Origin of the sequence: Parapedobacter sp. (genome assembly GCF_035556095.1) — a bacterium.
In the GTDB taxonomy this organism is placed as follows: domain Bacteria; phylum Bacteroidota; class Bacteroidia; order Sphingobacteriales; family Sphingobacteriaceae; genus Parapedobacter.
Genome location: NZ_DATMFT010000026.1, coordinates 175648 through 196535 on the forward strand (window position 1 = coordinate 175648; position 20888 = coordinate 196535).

Genomic DNA, 20888 nt, shown 5'->3' on the forward strand with positions numbered 1-20888 from the left:
AGCAAACTTAGCGTAGCGATTTCATTGATGCCAAAAAAACAAACAAGATATCAATAATTTATCTAAGTTTACCTTTCATTAATAGTAATAAGATATGGACACGACGAATAATTTTCCAAAATTACACAATGCAACCTGGCCAGGTATCGTGGGCAAGGGCGCAGATTCAGAACCGGTAATTCCCTTTGACGACCTGCTTGCCTATACCGCAGCAGCGGAAGTTGATGGGGTTAAGTTCGACGGGGTTGACGTCGGATTGCTGGAGCCGCACGTCGATATCAATGGGGGCGCTGATGAAGTGAAGCGCCTAGCCGATAAAGTGGGCAGCCATGGACTAAACATCGGTTCTCTTGTTGCTCCCATTTGGGCCGGATCGGCCATCGGTAGCGAAGAAAACAGAAAGACATTTGTGGAAATGGTGCGGAAAGCATGCCAGTTCGGCCAGCAATTGCGCGAACAGGGTATTCGCCCCTATGGAGTGGTCCGCATTGACTCATCATGCTCGCCGGCAGCTTGGGCTGAAGATCCGGCAGGCAATACAAAACTCATCGCGGAAACATTCAGGGCCGCCTGCGACGTGGCAGCGGATTATGGCGAACAGCTGGCCGCAGAAGGTGAAATCTGCTGGGGTGGTATGCATAGCTGGCGCGCGATGTTAGACACCCTGGAAGCAGTTGATAGGCCAAATATGGGCTTCCAGGCCGACATGTCGCATACGTTCCTATACCTACTGGGTTATAACAAACCAGAAGACCGGATCCTCCCTGCCGATTTCGAATGGAGCGACCGTGCCACCCTTACCGAAGGACTGAAAACACTTACCCGCGCACTACGCCCATGGACAATCGATTTCCACGTAGCACAGAACGATGGTACGGTATTCGGGTCGGGCTCGCACGATAAAACGGGACGTCACTGCCTACCTAATGACCCGAACGGTAAGTTAAACATCGCCGAAGACGCTGGCCACTGGCTGCGGGATGAGCAAGGTCAGCTTACCAAAAAATTCAAGCATATCTGCTGGGATGGTTGCATGTTTCCCAATGCGGTGCTCAACAAACAAGAGACATGGAATGACATACTGGCGGCGCTCGTGAGCGTGCGCGATGCACATGGATGGCAAGAAGGATAACACCCCAACGCAATACTGGAGTCATGCAAAATAAACTTAGCGCTTTCTGCTGTTCATTTGTGGTCTTATGGTTCGGTTTCATCTGCTGCGCGGGTGAAACCACTTCAAATTCCGAGCAGCAGGCCCAACAATCGGAAGAGTGGGTTACCTATACGGGCAATACCGGTCCGGGAAAAGGTAAACATATCGTACTGATCAGTGGAGACGAGGAATACCGTTCGGAAGAAGCGCTGCCCATGCTCGCACAGATCCTCGCTAAGCGGTTAGGGTTTACGTGTACCGTGTTGTTTTCGCTAGACCCGCAGAGCGGTGTAATCGACCCCAATCAACAGACCAACATTCCGGGGCTCGAAGCCCTCGAAAATGCTGATTTGATGGTGATCTTCACTCGCTTTCGTGAGCTACCTCCGGAGCAGATGCGCTATATCGATGATTACCTCATGGCTGGCAAACCTGTAATCGGCCTCCGGACAGCTACACACGCTTTCCATTATTCCAGAAATAAGGAAGATCAGTACGCCAAGTATGACTTCCAGAGTGGTGTGCCGGGATGGGAAAACGGATTCGGTAGCATCGTCCTCGGCGAAACTTGGGTAAGCCACCACGGCGACCATGGAAACGAAGGCACACGGGCCGTCATCAACGAAACCCATGCCGCGCACCCCATTTTAAAGGGCGTTGCCGACATCTGGGGGCCAACGGATGTATATACCGTTGGGGCACTGAACGATGCAACGGTTTTACTGTATGGACAGTCAACAAGTGGCATGAGCGCGGATGCACCAATCAATACCGAAAAGGAAATGATGCCTATCGCGTGGACGCGGACATACCAGCTGCCTGGTGGGAACGCAGGGAAGGCATTTACAACTACCATGGGCGCATCGATCGACTTCCAAAGTGCGGATTTGCGGCGATTGCTGGTAAATGCTTGTTTCTGGGCTACCGGATTGGAAACGGCCGCCACGCAACAGGTGGATGTATCGGTTGTTTCACCGTACTCCCCTACCATGTTTGGATTTGATGAATTTAAGCGCGGGCAGTTCCCTGTGGATTTCCGGTTGGAGAGAGATTGAGGTCACCATCGCCCCATTACGGTTGTGAGATAACTTTTATAGCAAAAAATATGTTAAAAATAGGAGTCAATACATTTCTGCTCACATCACCATTTACCAGCGAGCAGGTGGATATCTTCGGGCAATTTAAAGCTTGGGGATGCGACGCGGTTGAAATAGCCGTGGAAGACGCTGCCTATGTCGATGCAGGCATTATTAGACAGGCGCTTGATGAACATGGCCTTACCTGCTCATCGGTATGCGCGGCCATGGGCCCCGGGCGGGATTTGCGTGGCACGCCTGCTGAACAGCAGGCAGCTGTGGAATACATCACGCAAGCCATGGAATTTATGGCACAAATCGATTGCCCGGTTATGGTCGGACCGCTGTACTCCACAGTAGGACGAGCCGAACAAACACCGCGAGATGAATACCGCAAACAGTGGGATACCGTAGTACCGCACCTGCAACGCTTAGCCGTTCGGGCCGACGGACTGGGGGTCAAGCTAGCATTGGAGCCGCTAAACCGCTATGAAACCGACTTTATCAATACCTGCGAACAGGCAGTTGCACTGGTAGACGACGTCGGCCATCAAGCCATCGGCATCTTGCTTGATACCTACCATATGAACATCGAAGAAAAAGACTCGGCAGCTGCAATCCGGAAAGCCGCCCATCGACTGTTACACGTTCATGCGTGTGGCTGTGACCGGGGAGCACCGGGCGGTGACCATATCGACTGGGATAGCATACGCGAGGCACTGAAGGAAGTCAATTACCGCGGAAGCCTAGTCATCGAGTCGTTTACGCCGGCGGTCAAAGTGATCGCCAAAGCCGCATCCATTTGGCGCGATTTCGAGCCTTCTCGCGAAGATATTGCGATCAAAGGAACCGCATTTTTACGTAACCATTTTATGACCGGTTTTTAAATTTATAAACAAAATTTAGAAACTGACAATAAACATTGTATTTTCAACGCTTCATTTACATTAAGAATTGGTATTAGAAAAAAAACAATCAGTATTAACCAGTTAAAACATTAAAACAATGAACGAAAACATTAACAGAAGTGCCCTATTCAATGGCTCTTGTTTCGCGCTGATTACGACGGCTTTTACGTTTTCAATTAGAGCCGGGATTCTGCCACAGCTTGGCGAGCAGTTTAATCTGACCGATACGCAACTTGGATTTATCAACTCCATGTTTTTCTTCGGCTTTCCGATTTCCATGATATTGGGCGGGCTGTTTTACCACACCTTCGGCCCCAAAAACATCATGCGAGTGGCCTTTATTGCGCATACCATTGGTATTATAATGACCATTTATGCGGACGGTTATACCACACTCCTGCTGTCTACTTTATTCATCGGTTTTGGAAATGGATGTACCGAGGCTGCGTGTAACCCGATGATCGCCGATATGTATTCTGGCGTGAAAATGGACAAAATGCTCAATAGGTTCCACATGTGGTTCCCCGGCGGTATCCTGTTGGGTGCGCTGATCTCCCAAGCCATGACCAGCATGAACTTAGGCTGGGAACTCCAAATGTGGATTACCATGGTACCTACTGTTATCTATGCGTTCCTGTTTTTTGGCAAAGCATTTCCCAAACCGCTGGTGGAAGGTGCCACATCGTTGGGGCAGAATATCCGCGCCATGTTTACCCCTACCTTCCTGTTTATTTTCTTCTGCATGTTCCTCACAGCAATTTCCGAATTCGGCCCCAATCAATGGGTTAGCGTGATCATGGCAGCTAGTGGTGCGGAACCGATGTTGATCTTGGCCTTGACCAGTGGATTGATGGCCGTAGGCCGTTTCTTCGCCGGGCCGGTGGTAGCAGCACTCGGTCAAACAGGTGTATTACTCGGCGGCGCCATTTTAACGGCTATCGGCATCTATATGTTTAGTAGCGTAACGGGCCCAATGGCCTACGTAGCGACGGTTATTTTTGCGATCGGTATCTGTTATTTCTGGCCGGTGATGGTGGGTGCAGCAGCACAACGCGTACCCAAAAGCGGCGCGCTGGGAATGTCCATTATTGGTGGTGCTGGCATGTTTTCGTCGGCCATCTTCCAACCGATTATCGGAAACTGGATTGATAGTGCCCGTGCAAAAAATGCGGCTGCGGGATTGACCGATAATGCACTTGAACTAGCCACCGGTCAGGATGCAATGTTGAAGATGCTTTCGTTCCCGGCTATTCTAATTGTATTATTTCTCATTTTCTTCTTTTGGCAGAAGAATGTAAAGACAACGTCTGAAGAAAGACCAACCGCTGCGGCATAAATAAGCGACTTTATAGCTACAGCCCCGAACAACCTCGTGCTTCGTTCGGATTAACAGCGGTAACAGAATATTACACTGGTAATGGCGATTTTAATCGGCAAAGGGCAAGTTATTTACTAATAAATTAGCATTATGGATAAAAAAAAGGAGTTAAGAATAGGTTTGATCGGTTGCGGCTTTATGGGCCGCACCCACTCAAACGGGTATAATCGCATACAAAACTTTTTTCCCGACCTGCAATACCGGCCCGTACTTCAGGCCGTGTGCTCACGGCGCGAAGAAAAAGTGAAGGCCTTTGCTGCCCAATGGGGATACGCATCGTACGAGACGGACTGGCGCAAACTGATTGCTCGCGACGATATCGATGCCGTGGATATTTGTACACCCAACCACCTGCATGCGGAAATTGCCATCGCAGCAGCCGAAGCGGGGAAAATGGTATTGACTGAAAAACCTCTGGCACGGACCTTAGATGAATCCAAAGCCATGGTTGATGCCGTCGAGAAAGCTGGCGTAGCCAATACGGTATGGTACAACTACCGGCGGCTGCCCGCCGTTACGCTGGCCAAGAAAATAATCGAATCCGGTAAGCTAGGAAAGATCTTTCACTACCGGGCCAATTTCTTGCAAGACTGGACCATCAACGCCGATTTGCCGCAGGGCGGTGACGCCGCATGGCGTATGGATGTGGATGTGGCCGGATCTGGCGTAACCGGCGATCTTTTGGCCCATTGTATAGACACAGCCATGTGGCTCAACGGTGGTATCAGCGAAGTATCGGCAATGACCGAAACGTTTGTAAAACAACGGGTTCACCTCGATACCGGCAAACTACAGGATGTCGGCATCGACGATGCCTGTATATTCCATTGCCGGTTTTCTAACGGGTCTTTGGGCTTATTCGAATCCACTCGATACGCTCGGGGCCATAAAGCACTGTATACGTTCGAAATCAATGGCGAAAACGGATCACTCAGGTGGGACCTGCACGACTTGAATCGATTGGAATATTTTGACAATGAATGCGACTCCGATGTAAAGGGTTGGAGCTCCATCCACGTAACCAACGGCGACCACCCCTACATGGATAAATGGTGGGTACCCGGACTGGGAATTGGGTACGAACACAGTTTTATTCACCAAGCGGCGGATTTCCTCAAAAGCTTGGAAACGGGTGAACCGTGCCAACCGGATTTTAAAAATGCGTATGAAACGCAGAAGGTATGCGATGCCGTAATCGAATCGGCAAACGCACGAGCTTGGAAAAATACAAACATAGCATTATGAAGGCATTGACAATCGGTACGGTTACCTTATCCGTCTTGGTAATGGCGTCTTGCGGCGCAGGTAATTCACAACAAAATGCAGGGGACTCATCCGACTCCGCGGAATACATGGAACTGTTTGATGGTTCCAGCCTAACGGGCTGGCGCGGCGACACCAGCCTGTGGCGGGCCGAAGGTGGCGCCCTCGTAGGCGAAATCGTACCCGGCGAGGAGTTAGCCAACAACTCATTCATCATCTGGGACGGTGGCCAACCTGCGGATTTCGAATTGATCGCCGAATACCGGATGACCGGCAATGGCAACAGTGGAATTAACTACCGGAGCGAGGAACTCGCCGAGCCTCTTTTTGCGCTAAAAGGCTATCAGGCAGACATCGATGCGGCAAATACGTATACGGGGCAAAATTACGAAGAGCGGGGACGTACCATCCTGGCATTCCCCGGGCAACACATGAGGCTCCCGGAAGTATCAGGAAGTGTCAGCGACTACGCCAAAGGAAACATATGGACAGCCGGAGAAGAAGTCGAGTCATTGGGCGATCGTGACTCCCTACGATTGCTTATTAAGGAAAACGATTGGAATGAAATCCGGATTGTTGCAAAAGGCAATCAATTGGAACATTACATCAACGGCACACTCATGAGTAAAGTCGTTGACGATGATTCGGCCAACCGGAAACTTGAGGGGATGCTCGGCTTCCAGGTACACGTGGGCCCGCCCATGAAAATTGAATATCGAAACATTCGGTTGAAAAACCTCGATTAAGCTTCAGTTACAACGATGGGGCCCGTTAAAACCAATACGCCCCATCGTTGTTAACAAAAGAAACGCTTTTATTATGCCAGTCATTCAAAATAAATCAGCAAACCAGGAAATAAGCATCAATTACGTCGATTACGGAAGCGGGCAACCAATCATCCTCATCCACGGTTGGCCCTTAAGCCACAAGGCATGGGAAAAGCAAATTACCGCACTGGTAAACCGGGGATATCGTGTAATCGCATACGATAGACGCGGATTCGGTCAATCCGATGCCCCTTGGGAAGGTTATGACTACGACACGTTGGCAAGTGACCTGCATGCACTGATTATGCAATTGGATCTCCAACAGGTCAACTTGGTTGGCTTTTCGATGGGCGGTGGAGAAGTAATTCGATACCTCACACGGTACGGTGCGGAAAAGATCAACAAAATAGCGCTTGTTGCATCAATCATTCCACTCGTTAAACAAAAAGCCGATAATCCCGACGGCGTACCCGAAGCTGGTCTTAACGACATTTTGAATGCATTGAAAACGGACCGTCTGAATTTCCTATCCAACTTCCACCCCGCTTTCTATAACTATAAAAGCGATGGCAATCCCGTCAGCAAGCAGCAATTGAAATACGATTTCAGCATTTCGTCGCACGCTGCTCCCCAAGCCACTGTCGGTGCCGCGATAGCGTGGATGGATACCGATTTTCGCTCGGAGTGCAAGCAAATTACCGTACCGACCCTGATCATCCATGGAAAAGCGGACGAAACGGTTCCGATAGCGACATCAGCGAACCAAGCAGCAGCACTGATTCCAGACAGCACACTCGTGGTTTATGACGATGCTCCCCATGGGCTGAACATTACGCATGCCGACCGACTGAATAATGATTTGGTGGCGTTCTTTGGATAACTGCAACGACAGCACACAAAATATAGGCGGATACCTGTAATTTTATAGTTGTTTTCATACCCAAAAATTCCGTAATCGGATTTTTTGTAGTAGGTTTGCAACCTTTTAGCAGTTGAATGTTTACACCGGAAACGCTTAGGGAGGAACTGGCCAAACCGAGGCAAATTGTTATTACCACACATCACAAACCCGATGGCGATGCATTGGGTTCTTCGCTGGCCGTGTACCATTGGCTGAAAGCCAGCGGCCACACAGTCAATGTGATCGTGCCATCAGACTTCCCCCTTTTCCTCGACTGGATGCCTGGCCGGCAACACATCATCATTTATACGGCAAATAAAGCAGCTAGCGACACACTCATAGCGGCTGCCGACATCATATTCTGTTTGGATTTCAATGGGTTGCCCCGTATCCACGCGATGGCCGACAGTGTGAGAAGTGCAAATGGGGTAAAGATCATGATCGACCACCACCTGGACCCCGAGGGTTTCGATAACTACCGGCATTGGGATAGCAGCGCTGCAGCAACCGCACAATTGGTTTATGATTTTATCGTTAACGTCATGGGCGACCACAGTGCAATTACCCCGGAAATCGCCACCTGCCTATACACCGGGATCATGACCGACACAGGATCCTTCCGATTCCAGACCACCACGCCATCGGTACACCTCATCGCGGCCGACCTGATCGCCTTGGGTGCCAAAAATTGGGAGATCCACGAACATGTATACAACAGCTACACGGAGAATCGATTGAAATTCCTCGGATTCTGTCTCCTAAATCGCCTCGAAGTAATGCACGAGTACCGAACAGCGTTATTCAGTATTTCGCGTCAAGACCTCGACCGATTTAACATCGCTACAGGCGATACGGAAGGACTGGTAAACTACGCATTGGCGATTAGCGGGATGAAACTTGCCGCATTGATCGTCGACCGTACCGATCAGGTTAAACTTTCCTTGCGGTCTATCGGGGATTTTCCTTGCAATGAAGTATGCAGAGACCACTTCAACGGCGGCGGACACCGCAACGCAGCAGGTGGAAATTCCAACGAACCGCTCCCGGATGTCGTACAAAAATTCAAAGCTTTATTACCGGAATATAAAACACGTTTAGTACAATAATTAATCACAGACAACAACATGAAGAAATCAATTTTTAGTTTAGGGCTTGCCATAGCGATATTGGGTAGCGCCTGCCAGCAGTTCGAGAAGGGAGACGGTGGCCTAGAATACAAGATCGTGAAAGACAACGGACAGCCCAAGGCGCAAACGGGCGATTTACTTTCCGTGCATCTGATCGTCAAGACAGACCGGGACTCCCTACTCCAAAGCACATACGATATAGGGCTACCCCAAATCATCAACATTGCACCCGACTCCACCCCAGGACTTTATCCTGGTGACTATAACTCCATGTTCCGCATGCTGGGTGAAGGCGACAGTGCCGTGTTTAAACTCGACCTTGATACCATGGCGACGCAAACAATGCGGCCTAAGCCGGAGTTTGCCGAAAAGTATATCGTTTTCAACGTTAAAGTAAACAAACATTTCAAGAAGGGCGACTTGACCGACAGTGCACTGTATGCCGAAGTGAATACATATTTTGATGCGGAAATTGAAAAACTGAAGGCATCAGAAGAAAGTAAAATTGCCAGCTACATCAAGAACAACAAACTCGAACCGCTGAAGACGGCTTCAGGACTGCAGTACATCATCGTGGAAGAAGGTACAGGTGAAAAACCGGCTGCGGGCGACACGGTACAGGTGAACTATACCGGCGCATTGGTCGCTACGGGCAAGGTATTTGATACCTCGATTAAAGAGGTAGCCGAAGAAAACGACATGTTCAATGCAATGCGACCTTATGAACCGGCAAAATTCGCAATCGGTGTACGGCAAGTTATACCGGGCTGGGACGAAGGCCTGCTACTGCTCCCGAAAGGAAGCAAAGCCAAACTTATTATCCCTTCCGAATTGGCTTATGGTGAAAATGGCGATGGTCGTGGTGTCATTCCGCCATTTGCCCCGTTGGTGTTCGATATCGAGTTGATCGATATCCTGAAGCCTGTCGAACCCGACTCCACGGCACAGGATAGTAACGAAGAATAGCCATCAAAAAATGCGCCCTCCCATACGGAGGGCGTTTTTTGTTTTATGACCGCCGATAGCTTGATTTTGAAGGACGAGTTAGCTAAGTTTGCAACGCACCCCCACAAAGAACAATGGAACTTACAGACACCCATACCCACTTGTATTACCTTTATGGCACACCCGAGTTGGCTTCACAAATGCAACGGTGTTTTGATAATGGGGTGAAATATTGCCTGCTCCCCAATGTGAATAGCGAATCTATTCCGAAGGTATTGGGCACCATAGCCGCATACCCCAATAACTGCTTTGCAATGATGGGCCTGCACCCGTGTGATGTCAAGGCGAACTACCGACAGGAATTGCTTCCAATTGAACAGGCTATTTCTAAAAATAAAATCTACGGAATTGGTGAAATAGGCATTGATTTGCATTGGGACAAAACGACATTACCTTTGCAACAAGAGGCCTTCCGTATCCAGACCGGCTGGGCAAAAGAGGCTCGATTACCCGTCTCCATCCATTGCCGGAACGCATTTGATGAGCTTTTCGAACTATTAGAGGAAGTCCAAGATGGCCGGTTGACAGGTGTGCTGCATTGTTTTACCGGAAACACCGAACAGGCCAAACGGGCAATTGACCTGGGTTTACACCTCGGCATTGGCGGAGTGGTGACTTACAAAAATGCAGGACTCGACAAGGTGGTGACCGAACTTGACCTTCGGCATCTGGTATTGGAGACCGACGCCCCTTACTTGGCGCCCGTGCCTCACCGCGGAAAAAAGAATGAAAGCAGCTACTTACTTGATATTGCACAAAAAATTGCAGATTTACACGGGATTGCTGTCGAAACCGTGGCAACAACAACGACTGAAAATGCCAAACGGATATTCGGGATTTAAGCCGGCTTCACCGAGCACTTGCTAACGCTAATTAAATGAACAATGTTTTCGTAATCTATACGGGTGGCACCATCGGGATGGTCAAAGATGAGCGGGATGGCACATTTATGCCTTTTGACTTCGACCTGATTGCCAAAAATATTCCCGAATTAGCCCGGCTCAATTACAACCTGACCGTGCATTCATTTACGCCAATCATCGACTCCTCCAATATGCAACCCGCAATCTGGGTGGAAATGGCAAATATCATTAAAGACAACTACGATGCTTACGATGGGTTCGTTATTCTCCACGGCTCCGATACGATGGCTTTTTCGGCTTCCGCACTAAGTTTCATGCTGGAAGGGCTGCAGAAACCGGTCATCCTTTCCGGATCACAGTTGCCCATCGGAGAAATCCGTACCGATGCCCGGGAAAACCTGATTACTGCATTGGAACTTGCCTCGGCAAAAAAGAAAGATAAATCGCTCATCCATGAGGTGTGCATTTTCTTCGACAATAAACTCTTCCGGGGCAACAGGTCGTTTAAATACAATTCCGCTAAATTTGAAGCATTTCGATCACCCAATTATCCCGTATTAGTAGAGGCGGGCGTACACCTCAAATACAACCGTGGTGCCCTGATAGACAATAGCGACAAGGAGTTCATCCTACATACCGCATTAGATAACGCGGTCTCGGTACTCAAGCTGTATCCCGGCATCAGCCAAGAGATCGTCCGTGCGGTGTTGGAATCCCCCGCACGATCGGTCATCATGGAAACGTTCGGATCGGGCAACACCACCACCAATCGGTGGTTTCTCGACCTGATCGACAGCGCCATACGCGACGGGAAAAACATCCTCAACATCTCGCAGTGCAAAGTGGGCAGCGTAGAACTAGGACGTTATGAAACCAGCAAGTACTTAAAAGAAATGGGCGTAATCAGTGGGTACGACATGACCTTTGAAGCTGCGGTTACCAAACTCATGTACCTGCAGGGAGAATTCAAACAGCAAAGCGACGTGGCGTACTGGGCGGAACAAAATATCCGTGGTGAAATGACCGTGACCGTATAACGTGATAACTATGCACGGAAACCTTCAGCCACCAGTGCGTCAGCCACGATGAAGGTACTCCCACCGATAAATATGAAGTCGGCCGCCGATGCCGACTGTTTTGCAGCAGTAATAGCTTCAGCTACGGTAACAAATGCTTCGCCGACCAACCCATGGTTGGCTGCAGCGATACACAGTTCCTGCGCGGGCAGCGCCCTCGGCATAGCTACCTGACAGAAATAATAACAAGCATCTTTGGGCAACATCGGAAGTATACGATCGGGATCTTTGTCGCGCATCATACCGATGACCATGTGGAGGGTGCGGTGGGACGTAACCGCAATATTGGCAAGAACCTCCCGCCAGCCATCGATATTATGGCCCGTATCACAGATGACCAACGGATGGGTAGCCAGCGTCTGCCAGCGCCCCATAAGACCGGTAAGCCGCTGCACGTGTGCCAATGCATCTATTACGTCAGCATCGGGAATGCGGAAACCCTGTTGCCGCAATTCATCCACCGCACACAGCACCGCCGGCAGGTTCTTGGCCTGATAGCTCCCTACCAAATCTAACGCGTAACTGGTGCTTTCCCCCGAATGCCGCGAACTAGCGCTTAGGTTGAGGTATTGCCCGGTCCGGCCCAGATTAGCCACTTGCCATTGCTCAGACGCGAACAGCAATCGACTACCTCTATCGGCCGCAACACCCTCAAAAACATCCGCCACCGCTGCCTGCCGCTCGCCGACTATCGCGGGTATTCCCCGTTTGATAATCCCTGCCTTTTCACCCGCTATTTCAGGGAGCGTATCCCCAAGCATTGCCGTATGGTCATAGCCAATATTCGTTATGACCGAGAGCAGCGGTGTAATGATGTTTGTCGAATCTAACCGTCCGCCCAGACCCGTCTCCACTACGGCAATATCCACTTCGGCTTCCGCGAAATAAGCAAATGCCATGGCTACCGTTACCTCGAAGAATGAGGGTTGAATCGTCTCCATCAAGTATTGATGGTCATTGACGAATGCCGCAACCCAAGCCTGGGGAATCGGCGCACCGTTCACACGAATACGCTCACGGAAGTCCAACAAGTGGGGCGACGTATATAAGCCGGTCTTATAGCCTGCCTGCTGCAGCACAGCCGCCAGCATGTGCGACGTCGAACCCTTGCCGTTGGTACCGGCGATGTGAATCGATTTGAATCGTTCATAAGGGTTGCCAAGGGCCTCACAAAGTCGGTACGTATTGGTAAGGTCTTTCTTGAATGCCGATGCGCCATCGCGCGTAAACATGGGCAAACGCGCGTAGAGATAATCAACCGCTTCCTCGTAATTCATGGCGGATGGTAGTCGACGATTTACTTTAGAGTTACTTTAGCTTGAACCGGAAAGGAATCAATCCGCGTTGCTCACGCGGTGCACGCTCGATCTCGTTAAATCGGGCACCCCGTACCGCACGTTCGCACTTATCCCACAAGGCTTTATCCGTGAGTGTTGTTCCCTTTAAACTTACCCTGGCGAACGTAATCCGGCCATCCCGCGCAACGCGCACTTCCACCATCACCACACCGGCCTGCTGGCCGTTGTCTTCGATATTGGGCGGTACCGCCCACCCCCGATTTTGGATCGAAAGTCCGATGTCACCATCGCCCGATCCACCTTCACCATAATTCGGCGCAAGCGGATCGCCTTGGTTACTGCCTTGGTTACCACCTTCCTTACCGGTGCCATCTCCCCTACCGGTCGAATTATTACGTTTCCCGGTATATAATGCGTTGGGATTAATAGCGGGTTTACTCTCCTCCTTCACGGCCGTGGCTACCTCCGCATTGGCTTTTTTGGGCTCATTTGCAACCACTGCCGGGGCATCTTCCATATCCTGTGTGGCCACGCTTTGTTCGGTCACTTGCTGCGAGGGTGTCTCTTGGATTTCTTGTTGCGGATCAATTTTATCGGGACGCACATTATTGGCATTAGGATCCATCGACGCCTCGTCAACCGTCATATAATCATCGCCCATCCCCACATCCGAGGTGCCGTAATTAACAATAATGCCCCCTGTACCGATATCGGGAAAGGCCGACCCGATCATGATAATGAAACTGAGAATCACCAATCCCCCCATGATGCCGCTGGATATCCATAGCGCCTTGGGATAATTGTTGTCCTCATGTGAATGATAATAACCCATCTTACCTCGTTATCTTCTACGTTACCTTTAAGATGCTTAATTTAATCGAATTCCATAATCATTTATCGTTCGCGCAATGGCTCGGTAGCTAACACCAGCCGTATCTTCAGTTTGTTGGCTACGTCCATGACCGAAATCACATTCTGGATAGGCACCGTACTGTCGGCGTATAGCATCACGGTAAGTTCCTCACCCGGTTGCACGTACGCTTGTAGGGCACTCAGTAAATTTTCATAGGGCACTTCCTCCTTATCGAGATAGTACTTCAAATCTTGGGTAACCGACACCGTAACCGTCTTTTTCGCCACCGATTGCTCGCCGGCGCTTGAACGCGGCAATAGCAACTTCACCACTTGCGGATTCGAAACTGCCGACGCCAACAGGAAAAACAACATCAGAAAAAACATGATGTCGTTCAGGGAGTCCGTAAAGACCCTCACCTCCGATTTATTTCGCTTCGCTCTTAAGTTCATTCGTAAATCACCTTTCTAATAGCTTCATCACTCGGATTTATGAGCCGGGTTCGTCCAATAAATCAACAAATTCAATGGCATCCGTTTCTATGCGGAGAATCAGGCGCTCAAGCATGGTGTTCAACCAATGGTAACCAGCAAATGCCAAGATACCAATCGTCAACCCCGCAGCCGAAGCGATCATCTTCACGTACAAGCCCCCAGACACGCTCGCTATATCGATACCACCTGCTGCCTCTACATCCCGGAAGATGATAATAACACCGAAAATCGTTCCCACGAAACCCAACATCGGGGCTACGCCGGCGATGATACTCAATAGGTTCAGGTTTTTTTCTAACCGCGCAACTTCCAGCTTGCCGATATTCTCTATGGCACCCTCAATATCTTTGATGGGCCTACCAATACGCAACAACCCTTTTTCAAGCATCCGCCCCAATGCACTGTTGCTCGCCCGGCAAACCGACAATGCCGAATCCAACCGTCCGGAAAGTACGCTTTGCTTGACGTGCGACATCAGGCTCGGGTCGTACTTCGAGGCCTTTTTGATGGTGATGTAACGTTCTATAAACACGACAAGTGTAGCAAAAAGCAAGATCAAAAGGGGAATCATGATCCACCCTGCCTTGAAAAGCAAGCCGATAAGGCTGATTTTCTCGTTTGCGAGTTCTACCGTCTGCTGTGCCGCCCCCGCTAACGTGTCAAGCGGATAAATAGTGTCTTGTAAAAGTGACATAAATTATTGTATGATTTTTCTGTGTTGTTTTATTACTATGTAATCCTAATTATGCGCTATTTTTGCTATCCATGCACCAGGCTCAAAAGTTTTCTGTACCCGTGCCAGCTCCTTATAAGCTTCTTCCTCAGTGGCAAAAGAGCCCCAGCTAATCTTCTTCCGGTTGCCTGGCATCCGGCTATCAATAGCATGGAGGCTGTATCCTTTTGCTTTCATCTCGGCCACGAACTTATCCGCCTGTCGCATCGTGGCAAATGAACCCACGATGATTTCGTAAGTTACCGACGGCTTGGCCACCGGTGTACTCGTTGCTGACACACTGTCTGCCGGTAAGGAATCGACGGTAACGGTCTCGAAGCCCGTATCAGCTACCGCAGAATCCTGATCGGCTTCGACCAGTGGAATCGCTTCTTCGGATGGGGCTGGAAGGTTAACCTGGTTGTCCGGCACCGTCGCATGTTCAACACGCGTACTGCCAAGCCACTCGATTTTGAATGTAAAAACCGCCACCGCGGCAACGGCAATTACCATCGCTGCTACTGCCCCCCCGATAATCCACGGCGTATAACGCCTTCCACCAGTGTTTCCACTCGAAACAACCAACGCTTCCACCGGTATATCGATGGGCGCTCCCGTTTCGGATATGCGGGCCGCAGGCGGCTGGGCTGCAATCGGCTTCGCAGCAAGTCCGTCAATTTCAAAAGGCTTGAATATAAAGGATGCGCCATCAGCAAGCAAATAGCCAAGCCCATCCAGCAGCGCTTCCCCATTCCGGCTGATGGTGTCCATGATGCCCTTCACCGCGTTTTCTAACAGCGCTGTAGCCGCATAACCATCCAATTGTCGCTGCGTTTCAAGGTAGGTCGTTAGCAGAAACGCATCGGTATCGCTGTCAACAAGCTCTATGTAATCTGCAGGTGGAAGAAAAACAGCCTTGTCAACGTCATATGAAGCCGGATAGTGTGCTTTTCGGAATACCCCGATGCCCGGCACACCAACCGCCGGGTACCGTCTCAACAGATTCGCTATACTCACACCCAAATTCATATATTCATTTCCTTACTCAACCTCAAACTACAAAGCTACCACCTTCAACGCGTAACATCAAAATGAAAAATTAACACCACCGATTACGTTCATGCCCAAACGTGGGTAAAACAGGTAGCGTTCATAATTGGAGCCCACCATGTTATTCAATCGCAAATAAATGCCTATGCGGTCTGTGGCACGGTATTCCGCTCCGGCACTAAGGTCGGCAAACGACGGAATGGTTGTCTTACGCATTCCGGTGGTACCCACCTCGGTAATCGCATAACCGGATAGGTCGATGTCGGCATCCTGCACCAGCCCATAGGTCTGCCCGTGGAACAGGAGCTCCCCATCTATATAAAGCTTATCGCTGATGTTGAAACGGGCGTTGGCCGCCAACCGCATCTTGGGCATATACCAAGCTTCTTCCTGTTGCTGTAGATCAAATTCATTGAAGTTAACACGGCCGCCCACTGTTACAACCTCAGAGAGGCGCACATTTAATTCACCTTCCAACCCGATAACGGTACTCGCGTCTTCACCGTCTTCATACAACAGGTTAAATGCATAAGGCGTGCCCGGAGCTACCGCGTAAAACGGCATACTTTCGATACGGCGATAAGAAGCCGTGACCTTGTAACCGAACGTCGCTCCTGCGTTCCCTTTGATGCCGCCGAATACATTCATGCGGTCTACCGAATTACGTATACCATTCGTCGTGCCGAGCGCCGTCAACCAAGGGTTCTCGCGCGTCAACGTTTTGAAAGAGGTCTTGTTTACGTCGCCGTTAATGCCTCCAAAGATATGCGCATACTTCGGTACCAACGCAAAATCCACTTCAGCTGATGGGAAAATGTTGGTACGCGTTGAATCACCGAATTCCGCGACGAAATTAGCACCCAGCGTGATGTTGTAATTGGGTCCCTGGAACCTGATATACGGATTAACACGACCAATATGGTTGGCAAGGCTATACGATGCATCTTTCACCGTGGTGAAGTCGCCCGAAACGTTGAGCCCAACGTTAAACACGTTAATCTGTTTATTAATGTACCCTGCCAATGCGAACGAATTCTCCTTGGTATCATACGCATTGCCATAAGCATACGCGTCCGCCTTTAGTGAATAATCAAAAGCATCCGTGGCCGCATCATCGTAATTACTGGTAATTTCACCGGTAAAATAAATATCGCTGAATGCTTGAGTTGCCGGGTCAGCATTCAACGACATACCGTCTGTATCTGCCACCGTGCCATAAAAACGGGTACCGTAGCGTTTGAATCCTACCTCGCCATCTAACGTAATCGGACCGTAAACCGTGCGACCGAACACACCGACATGTTGCGAAGAAAACTGCTGACCTTCGAATGTCCCCTTCTGGTTCAAATGCTTTACATAGCCACCCAACCGGGTATCTACCCAATAGTCCGAACTGAGGTAAACTTCGCCCAATAGGGTTCCTAGATTGCCCGCACCTATTTTAACGTAATTATTGGTCAATTCTTGGCTTCTCGAAAATGGCATCTCCTGGATAGTCAGTTGTTTCGTACCCGTATTGATGTCGAGCTTTTTATCGATGATGCCGTAGCTAAACGCAGGTTGGTATTGCCTTTTGTTTGTCATATCCGGGCTTTGCCGAATCTTCACCGCATCGGCCAATATCGGCCGATAATCACGCACCACATCAATGGAATCGATGGTAGCTGGCGGGTCTTCCCGCCGTGTCTCCTCCTGTGCGTATCCAACCATCAGCACCCCGCATAAAACGCCGGTGAGTATAAACCTATATCGCATTGATTTCTGAAAGATCATAAGCCGTAAAAAACTCCTGTTACTTATTGTTCAATTTCTGTAAACGCTCCTTGGCTGATGGAATGATATCATCTTCGCCTTCATAATTTTCGATGACACTCTCCAACGTGCTCTTTGCCTGGAAATCGTCCCCTTTACCAGCGTAGGCATCTGCAAGTAGGATAAAGCTCTTGGCCACCCAATACTCATACGACCCCAGGTTGTTGATTACATCGAATGCAGATTCAATGGCTTTGTCGTATTCGCCAGCTTCATATTGTAACTGGCCCACACGGTAGCGGGATTCGGCACCCACCACCGTCTGGCTTTTCAGCGCTGCAAGATTAAGTTCTTTCATCGCCGGTGGAACGTCACCCTTTCTCAACAATGCGCGGGCGGTGTATAAATGTGCTTTCGCGATATCTTCTTCCGATGAGCGGTCATACGCTTTGATCAAATCGGCATATTTCATCACTTGCTCCATATCGCCGATCTTATCGTAGCATACCATCAGGTTATTAACCGCAAACCCATAGTTCGCCTTGTATTCGGAGGTTAGCTCCAATTTCTTCAGGTGCACAATGGCCTCGTTGTACTCCTCAAGCCCTAAATACAGCTCCGATACAGTGAGTAACGTATTTTCTGTATACTGGCTGGTCCAGTCGTTAAGTATAATATTAAGATCGTGCAGTGCCTCCTTCGGATGTCCGGTGCGATAATAGCTCACGCCCCGGATATAACGGGCATGCTTTTCCCGTAAAGGATTTGGAAATTTATCGAAATATGCATTGATGGCCTCTACGGATGCCTGGTACTCTCCTCTGGCAAATAACGTATGGGCCGCCTGGAAAGCAAGGTCATCCTGTTCCGCTTTCGAAAGATCGCCGATGTTGGTGCTGGTCGCATAATTGATGTAAGCCGAGGCATCACCGCGCTCCAAGAAAATATTTTCAATGGAACGCAACGCCTGCCGCGCCTCATCGGTGGTCGAATGCTCCTCTACCACCTTTCTGAAGGTAGCCATCGCAGCCTCCGTATCGTCGTTGTTATATTGCACTAAGCCTATGGTCATCAACGCCCGCGGCGCATAGCTGCTGCGTGGATATTGCTCAATCATCTGTTGCAGGCCCGTAATTGCCGTTTCATAATCACCCATAGTGAAATAGGTGTACGGCACTTCGAATGCAACGTCGTCTGCATAATTGGAATTTGGGAATTGCTCAACAACGGAGTGTAACGTGCTGAGCTTTGCGGCATTGTTGCCCTGCAGTCCCTGGATGATCCCGCGCTGGAAAAGTGCGTAGTCCTGACTTTGCGCCTTACTATTGATCAAACGGTCATAGTATTGCATCGCCCGACCGTAATTACGCATTGAAAAGTACGAGTCGCCCAAGCGTGCAATAGCATCATTCCGTACATTGGTTTCAATGGAATTTCCGCCCGTCGAAAGGAAGCGTTCGAAATAATTGGCAGCCGTGTTGAAGCTGTTATTACGGAAAGCCGCATAAGCCAACGCGTAGTTCGCATAGCTGTACACATCCGTCTCGCGGGCTGCTGGTAGCCGTAGAAATCGCGAAAATGCCTGTACGGCCTCGCCGTACTTACGCACCTCATACATCGCTTCAGCTTTCCAATAGGTAGCCAACGCAGCAACGCGGGCGTCGATAGGGAACTGTTCAGATCGCATAAACAGTGAAATACTGTTCTCAAAGGCACGCTCATTGTAAAATTCGAGTCCACGGTAGTAAGTCACCCGTTGGTACGCAGCGTCGGCCTCCGGGCCGCGATTTTTTATGGCTTCAAGAATATCCACCGCAGCACGGTAATTACTGGTGCCCAGTAAAGTTTCGGCATACAATGTCTGCGCTTCTTCCAACCGCTTGGTATTAGGGTAAGTATCGAGATATTCCTTAGCTGCCTCAAGCGCCACTTGGTGGAAATCAAGTTCGGACGATAGCTTGGCGTAATTAAACAGTCCTTCTTCTTTCAACGCCGGATCGAAGTCGAGCTTTGATGCCCTGAAAAAGGCGTTACGCGCACTTTGTTTATTACCGGTCTTCAAAAACGCATCGCCCAGCGCAATCATGGCACTTTGGTAATAGGCGTCGGGGTCTTCCATCTTTTCCAACTCCGATATGGCTCGCTCGTAGTCACCCGTCTTATAAGCGATGTAACCGATTTGGTAGCTATCTTGGTTATTCTGTGTTTTACCCTGGTCGCCTGCCTGGAATTTGTCGTAGTATGCAGATGCCTTCTCGAAATCGTTCTTGGCAAAATAAGTGGCCGCCAAGATGCGGAACATGTCGGTTTCATGCGCCTGGTCCGTGCGTTCCAAAATTGGCAGCGCATAATCCAGCACATCGTCATAGCGATTATCGAGGTAATAGAGTGCAGTGATGTAATACGGATAAGTAGCCTCGTACGTCTTCGACCCCTTCAGTTTTTCAAATTCGGCCAAGGCCGTCTTGAATTCGCGATCTAGGTAACACAGGTAAGCGTAATAGTAAATGGACGCTTCTTGGTATACACCACCTTCATCTTTCAGTTGCTCAAAAAGTGGTTTAGCAGCCGCATAATCGTCTGTCATAAAAAACGAATACGCCATCTTATACCGAAACTCTTTGCTCTCCAAGCCAGCCAGGTTCCGGCTATCCAGCTTGGTGAACCATTCCAGCGCCTGCTTATAATCTTTCTTAGCGAAATACGATCGGCCTACTTGAAAGTAAGCCGCTTTTGAATTTGCGCTGGCTGGGTAGTCTTTAATATATCGCAAAAAGTGGCTTTCGGCATCCGACTCGCCGAGTTCCAACGCGCATATCGCCTGGTAAAACCGTGCATTTTCTTTCAACAACGTCAACTCGACATGTTCGTCTTGCTGCAATGTCGACGCTATCCGGATAGCCTCTACTTGGTCGAAATGTTTCGCAGCCGCAGCATATTTCCCTTTTTCATACAATTCCATCCCCGTTTTGTAAGCCTGATTGACCTCCTGCCACGCACTTTGTTGCGCAAATGCAACCGACGCTACTAAACTGAATGTGATAACTAACTGATAAACCCGATTAAACATGCTGTCAAATTATGCTACTGTTTTTTCCTTCAATCCCACGCAAAGTTGGGGCCATAAAATATACCCTACCCAATATAACCTGCTAAATTAACGGTAAACGGAGAAGTTTTCCTCAAAAGTTGTCCACAAATGTTGATAACGT

Annotated in this window: 18 protein-coding genes; 11 read left to right on the forward strand and 7 right to left on the reverse strand. The window is 49.5% G+C overall.

The features are described from left to right. Positions 1-94 precede the first annotated feature (94 nt). The 11 genes from VNQ80_RS17465 to VNQ80_RS17515 all read left to right on the forward strand — a co-directional run bounded on the left by VNQ80_RS17465 (position 95) and on the right by VNQ80_RS17515 (position 11478). Positions 95-1132 (forward strand): sugar phosphate isomerase/epimerase family protein, encoded by a 1038-nt coding sequence (locus VNQ80_RS17465; RefSeq protein WP_325641044.1) that lies wholly within the window; start codon positions 95-97, stop codon positions 1130-1132. Positions 1133-1155: 23 nt separating this feature from the next. After that, positions 1156-2208, forward strand: a complete 1053-nt coding sequence (locus VNQ80_RS17470) for a ThuA domain-containing protein (RefSeq protein ID WP_325641046.1) — start codon at positions 1156-1158, stop codon at positions 2206-2208. A gap of 50 nt (positions 2209-2258) precedes the next feature. Continuing rightward, positions 2259-3116: a sugar phosphate isomerase/epimerase family protein gene (locus VNQ80_RS17475; RefSeq protein WP_325641048.1), complete on the forward strand. Its 858-nt coding sequence runs from the start codon at positions 2259-2261 to the stop codon at positions 3114-3116. Between the two features lie 118 nt (positions 3117-3234). Further along, positions 3235-4473: an MFS transporter gene (locus VNQ80_RS17480; RefSeq protein ID WP_325641050.1), complete on the forward strand. Its 1239-nt coding sequence runs from the start codon at positions 3235-3237 to the stop codon at positions 4471-4473. 132 nt (positions 4474-4605) lie between these two features. Beyond that, positions 4606-5760 carry a Gfo/Idh/MocA family oxidoreductase gene (locus tag VNQ80_RS17485; RefSeq protein WP_325641052.1) on the forward strand — a complete coding sequence of 385 codons (1155 nt, stop codon included), beginning with the start codon at positions 4606-4608 and terminating at the stop codon, positions 5758-5760. Next, entirely contained in the window at positions 5757-6524 is a 768-nt protein-coding gene (locus VNQ80_RS17490) for a DUF1080 domain-containing protein (protein ID WP_325641054.1), read from the forward strand. Before VNQ80_RS17485 ends, VNQ80_RS17490 begins: the two co-directional genes overlap by 4 nt. Positions 6525-6597: 73 nt before the next feature. After that, complete coding sequence (locus VNQ80_RS17495) at positions 6598-7425, forward strand: alpha/beta hydrolase (RefSeq protein WP_325641056.1); 828 nt, start codon at positions 6598-6600, stop codon at positions 7423-7425. Between the two features lie 116 nt (positions 7426-7541). Beyond that, positions 7542-8552 (forward strand): DHH family phosphoesterase, encoded by a 1011-nt coding sequence (locus VNQ80_RS17500; RefSeq protein WP_325641057.1) that lies wholly within the window; start codon positions 7542-7544, stop codon positions 8550-8552. Between the two features lie 18 nt (positions 8553-8570). After that, positions 8571-9539: an FKBP-type peptidyl-prolyl cis-trans isomerase gene (locus VNQ80_RS17505; RefSeq protein WP_325641058.1), complete on the forward strand. Its 969-nt coding sequence runs from the start codon at positions 8571-8573 to the stop codon at positions 9537-9539. Positions 9540-9652: 113 nt separating this feature from the next. After that, positions 9653-10420 carry a TatD family hydrolase gene (locus tag VNQ80_RS17510; protein ID WP_325641060.1) on the forward strand — a complete coding sequence of 256 codons (768 nt, stop codon included), beginning with the start codon at positions 9653-9655 and terminating at the stop codon, positions 10418-10420. Positions 10421-10455: 35 nt separating this feature from the next. Continuing rightward, on the forward strand, positions 10456-11478 hold the full coding sequence (locus VNQ80_RS17515) for a type I asparaginase (protein WP_325641062.1): 1023 nt from the start codon (positions 10456-10458) through the stop codon (positions 11476-11478). 8 nt (positions 11479-11486) lie between these two features. Here the strand turns inward: VNQ80_RS17515 and VNQ80_RS17520 are convergent, their stop codons facing one another. The 7 genes from VNQ80_RS17520 to VNQ80_RS17550 all read right to left on the reverse strand — a co-directional run bounded on the left by VNQ80_RS17520 (position 11487) and on the right by VNQ80_RS17550 (position 20746). After that, positions 11487-12794 (reverse strand): folylpolyglutamate synthase/dihydrofolate synthase family protein, encoded by a 1308-nt coding sequence (locus VNQ80_RS17520; protein WP_325641064.1) that lies wholly within the window; start codon positions 12792-12794, stop codon positions 11487-11489. Positions 12795-12825: 31 nt separating this feature from the next. After that, positions 12826-13647, reverse strand: a complete 822-nt coding sequence (locus VNQ80_RS17525) for an energy transducer TonB (protein ID WP_325641066.1) — start codon at positions 13645-13647, stop codon at positions 12826-12828. Positions 13648-13709: 62 nt separating this feature from the next. Continuing rightward, complete coding sequence (locus VNQ80_RS17530; protein ID WP_325641068.1) at positions 13710-14120, reverse strand: biopolymer transporter ExbD; 411 nt, start codon at positions 14118-14120, stop codon at positions 13710-13712. 37 nt (positions 14121-14157) lie between these two features. Next, entirely contained in the window at positions 14158-14856 is a 699-nt protein-coding gene (locus VNQ80_RS17535; RefSeq protein WP_325641070.1) for a MotA/TolQ/ExbB proton channel family protein, read from the reverse strand. Positions 14857-14901: 45 nt separating this feature from the next. Further along, positions 14902-15891, reverse strand: a complete 990-nt coding sequence (locus tag VNQ80_RS17540; protein WP_325641072.1) for an SPOR domain-containing protein — start codon at positions 15889-15891, stop codon at positions 14902-14904. Between the two features lie 69 nt (positions 15892-15960). After that, positions 15961-17679: a hypothetical protein gene (locus VNQ80_RS17545; RefSeq protein ID WP_325641074.1), complete on the reverse strand. Its 1719-nt coding sequence runs from the start codon at positions 17677-17679 to the stop codon at positions 15961-15963. 37 nt (positions 17680-17716) lie between these two features. Then, positions 17717-20746: a tetratricopeptide repeat protein gene (locus tag VNQ80_RS17550; RefSeq protein ID WP_325641076.1), complete on the reverse strand. Its 3030-nt coding sequence runs from the start codon at positions 20744-20746 to the stop codon at positions 17717-17719. Positions 20747-20888: the final 142 nt, after the last annotated feature.

Bases quoted from the DNA above. Each gene is read 5' to 3' on its own strand.
- VNQ80_RS17550 (WP_325641076.1), bottom strand. From the start codon at position 20,746: ATGTTTAATCGGGTTTATCAGTTAGTTATCACATTCAGTTTAGTAGCG.
- VNQ80_RS17470 (WP_325641046.1), top strand. From the start codon at position 1,156: ATGCAAAATAAACTTAGCGCTTTCTGCTGTTCATTTGTGGTCTTATGG.
- VNQ80_RS17520 (WP_325641064.1), bottom strand. From the start codon at position 12,794: ATGAATTACGAGGAAGCGGTTGATTATCTCTACGCGCGTTTGCCCATG.
- VNQ80_RS17505 (WP_325641058.1), top strand. From the start codon at position 8,571: ATGAAGAAATCAATTTTTAGTTTAGGGCTTGCCATAGCGATATTGGGT.
- VNQ80_RS17480 (WP_325641050.1), top strand. From the start codon at position 3,235: ATGAACGAAAACATTAACAGAAGTGCCCTATTCAATGGCTCTTGTTTC.
- VNQ80_RS17510 (WP_325641060.1), top strand. From the start codon at position 9,653: ATGGAACTTACAGACACCCATACCCACTTGTATTACCTTTATGGCACA.
- VNQ80_RS17465 (WP_325641044.1), top strand. From the start codon at position 95: ATGGACACGACGAATAATTTTCCAAAATTACACAATGCAACCTGGCCA.
- VNQ80_RS17535 (WP_325641070.1), bottom strand. From the start codon at position 14,856: ATGTCACTTTTACAAGACACTATTTATCCGCTTGACACGTTAGCGGGG.
- VNQ80_RS17545 (WP_325641074.1), bottom strand. From the start codon at position 17,679: ATGCGATATAGGTTTATACTCACCGGCGTTTTATGCGGGGTGCTGATG.
- VNQ80_RS17515 (WP_325641062.1), top strand. From the start codon at position 10,456: ATGAACAATGTTTTCGTAATCTATACGGGTGGCACCATCGGGATGGTC.
- VNQ80_RS17530 (WP_325641068.1), bottom strand. From the start codon at position 14,120: ATGAACTTAAGAGCGAAGCGAAATAAATCGGAGGTGAGGGTCTTTACG.
- VNQ80_RS17475 (WP_325641048.1), top strand. From the start codon at position 2,259: ATGTTAAAAATAGGAGTCAATACATTTCTGCTCACATCACCATTTACC.
- VNQ80_RS17485 (WP_325641052.1), top strand. From the start codon at position 4,606: ATGGATAAAAAAAAGGAGTTAAGAATAGGTTTGATCGGTTGCGGCTTT.
- VNQ80_RS17525 (WP_325641066.1), bottom strand. From the start codon at position 13,647: ATGGGTTATTATCATTCACATGAGGACAACAATTATCCCAAGGCGCTA.
- VNQ80_RS17495 (WP_325641056.1), top strand. From the start codon at position 6,598: ATGCCAGTCATTCAAAATAAATCAGCAAACCAGGAAATAAGCATCAAT.
- VNQ80_RS17490 (WP_325641054.1), top strand. From the start codon at position 5,757: ATGAAGGCATTGACAATCGGTACGGTTACCTTATCCGTCTTGGTAATG.
- VNQ80_RS17500 (WP_325641057.1), top strand. From the start codon at position 7,542: ATGTTTACACCGGAAACGCTTAGGGAGGAACTGGCCAAACCGAGGCAA.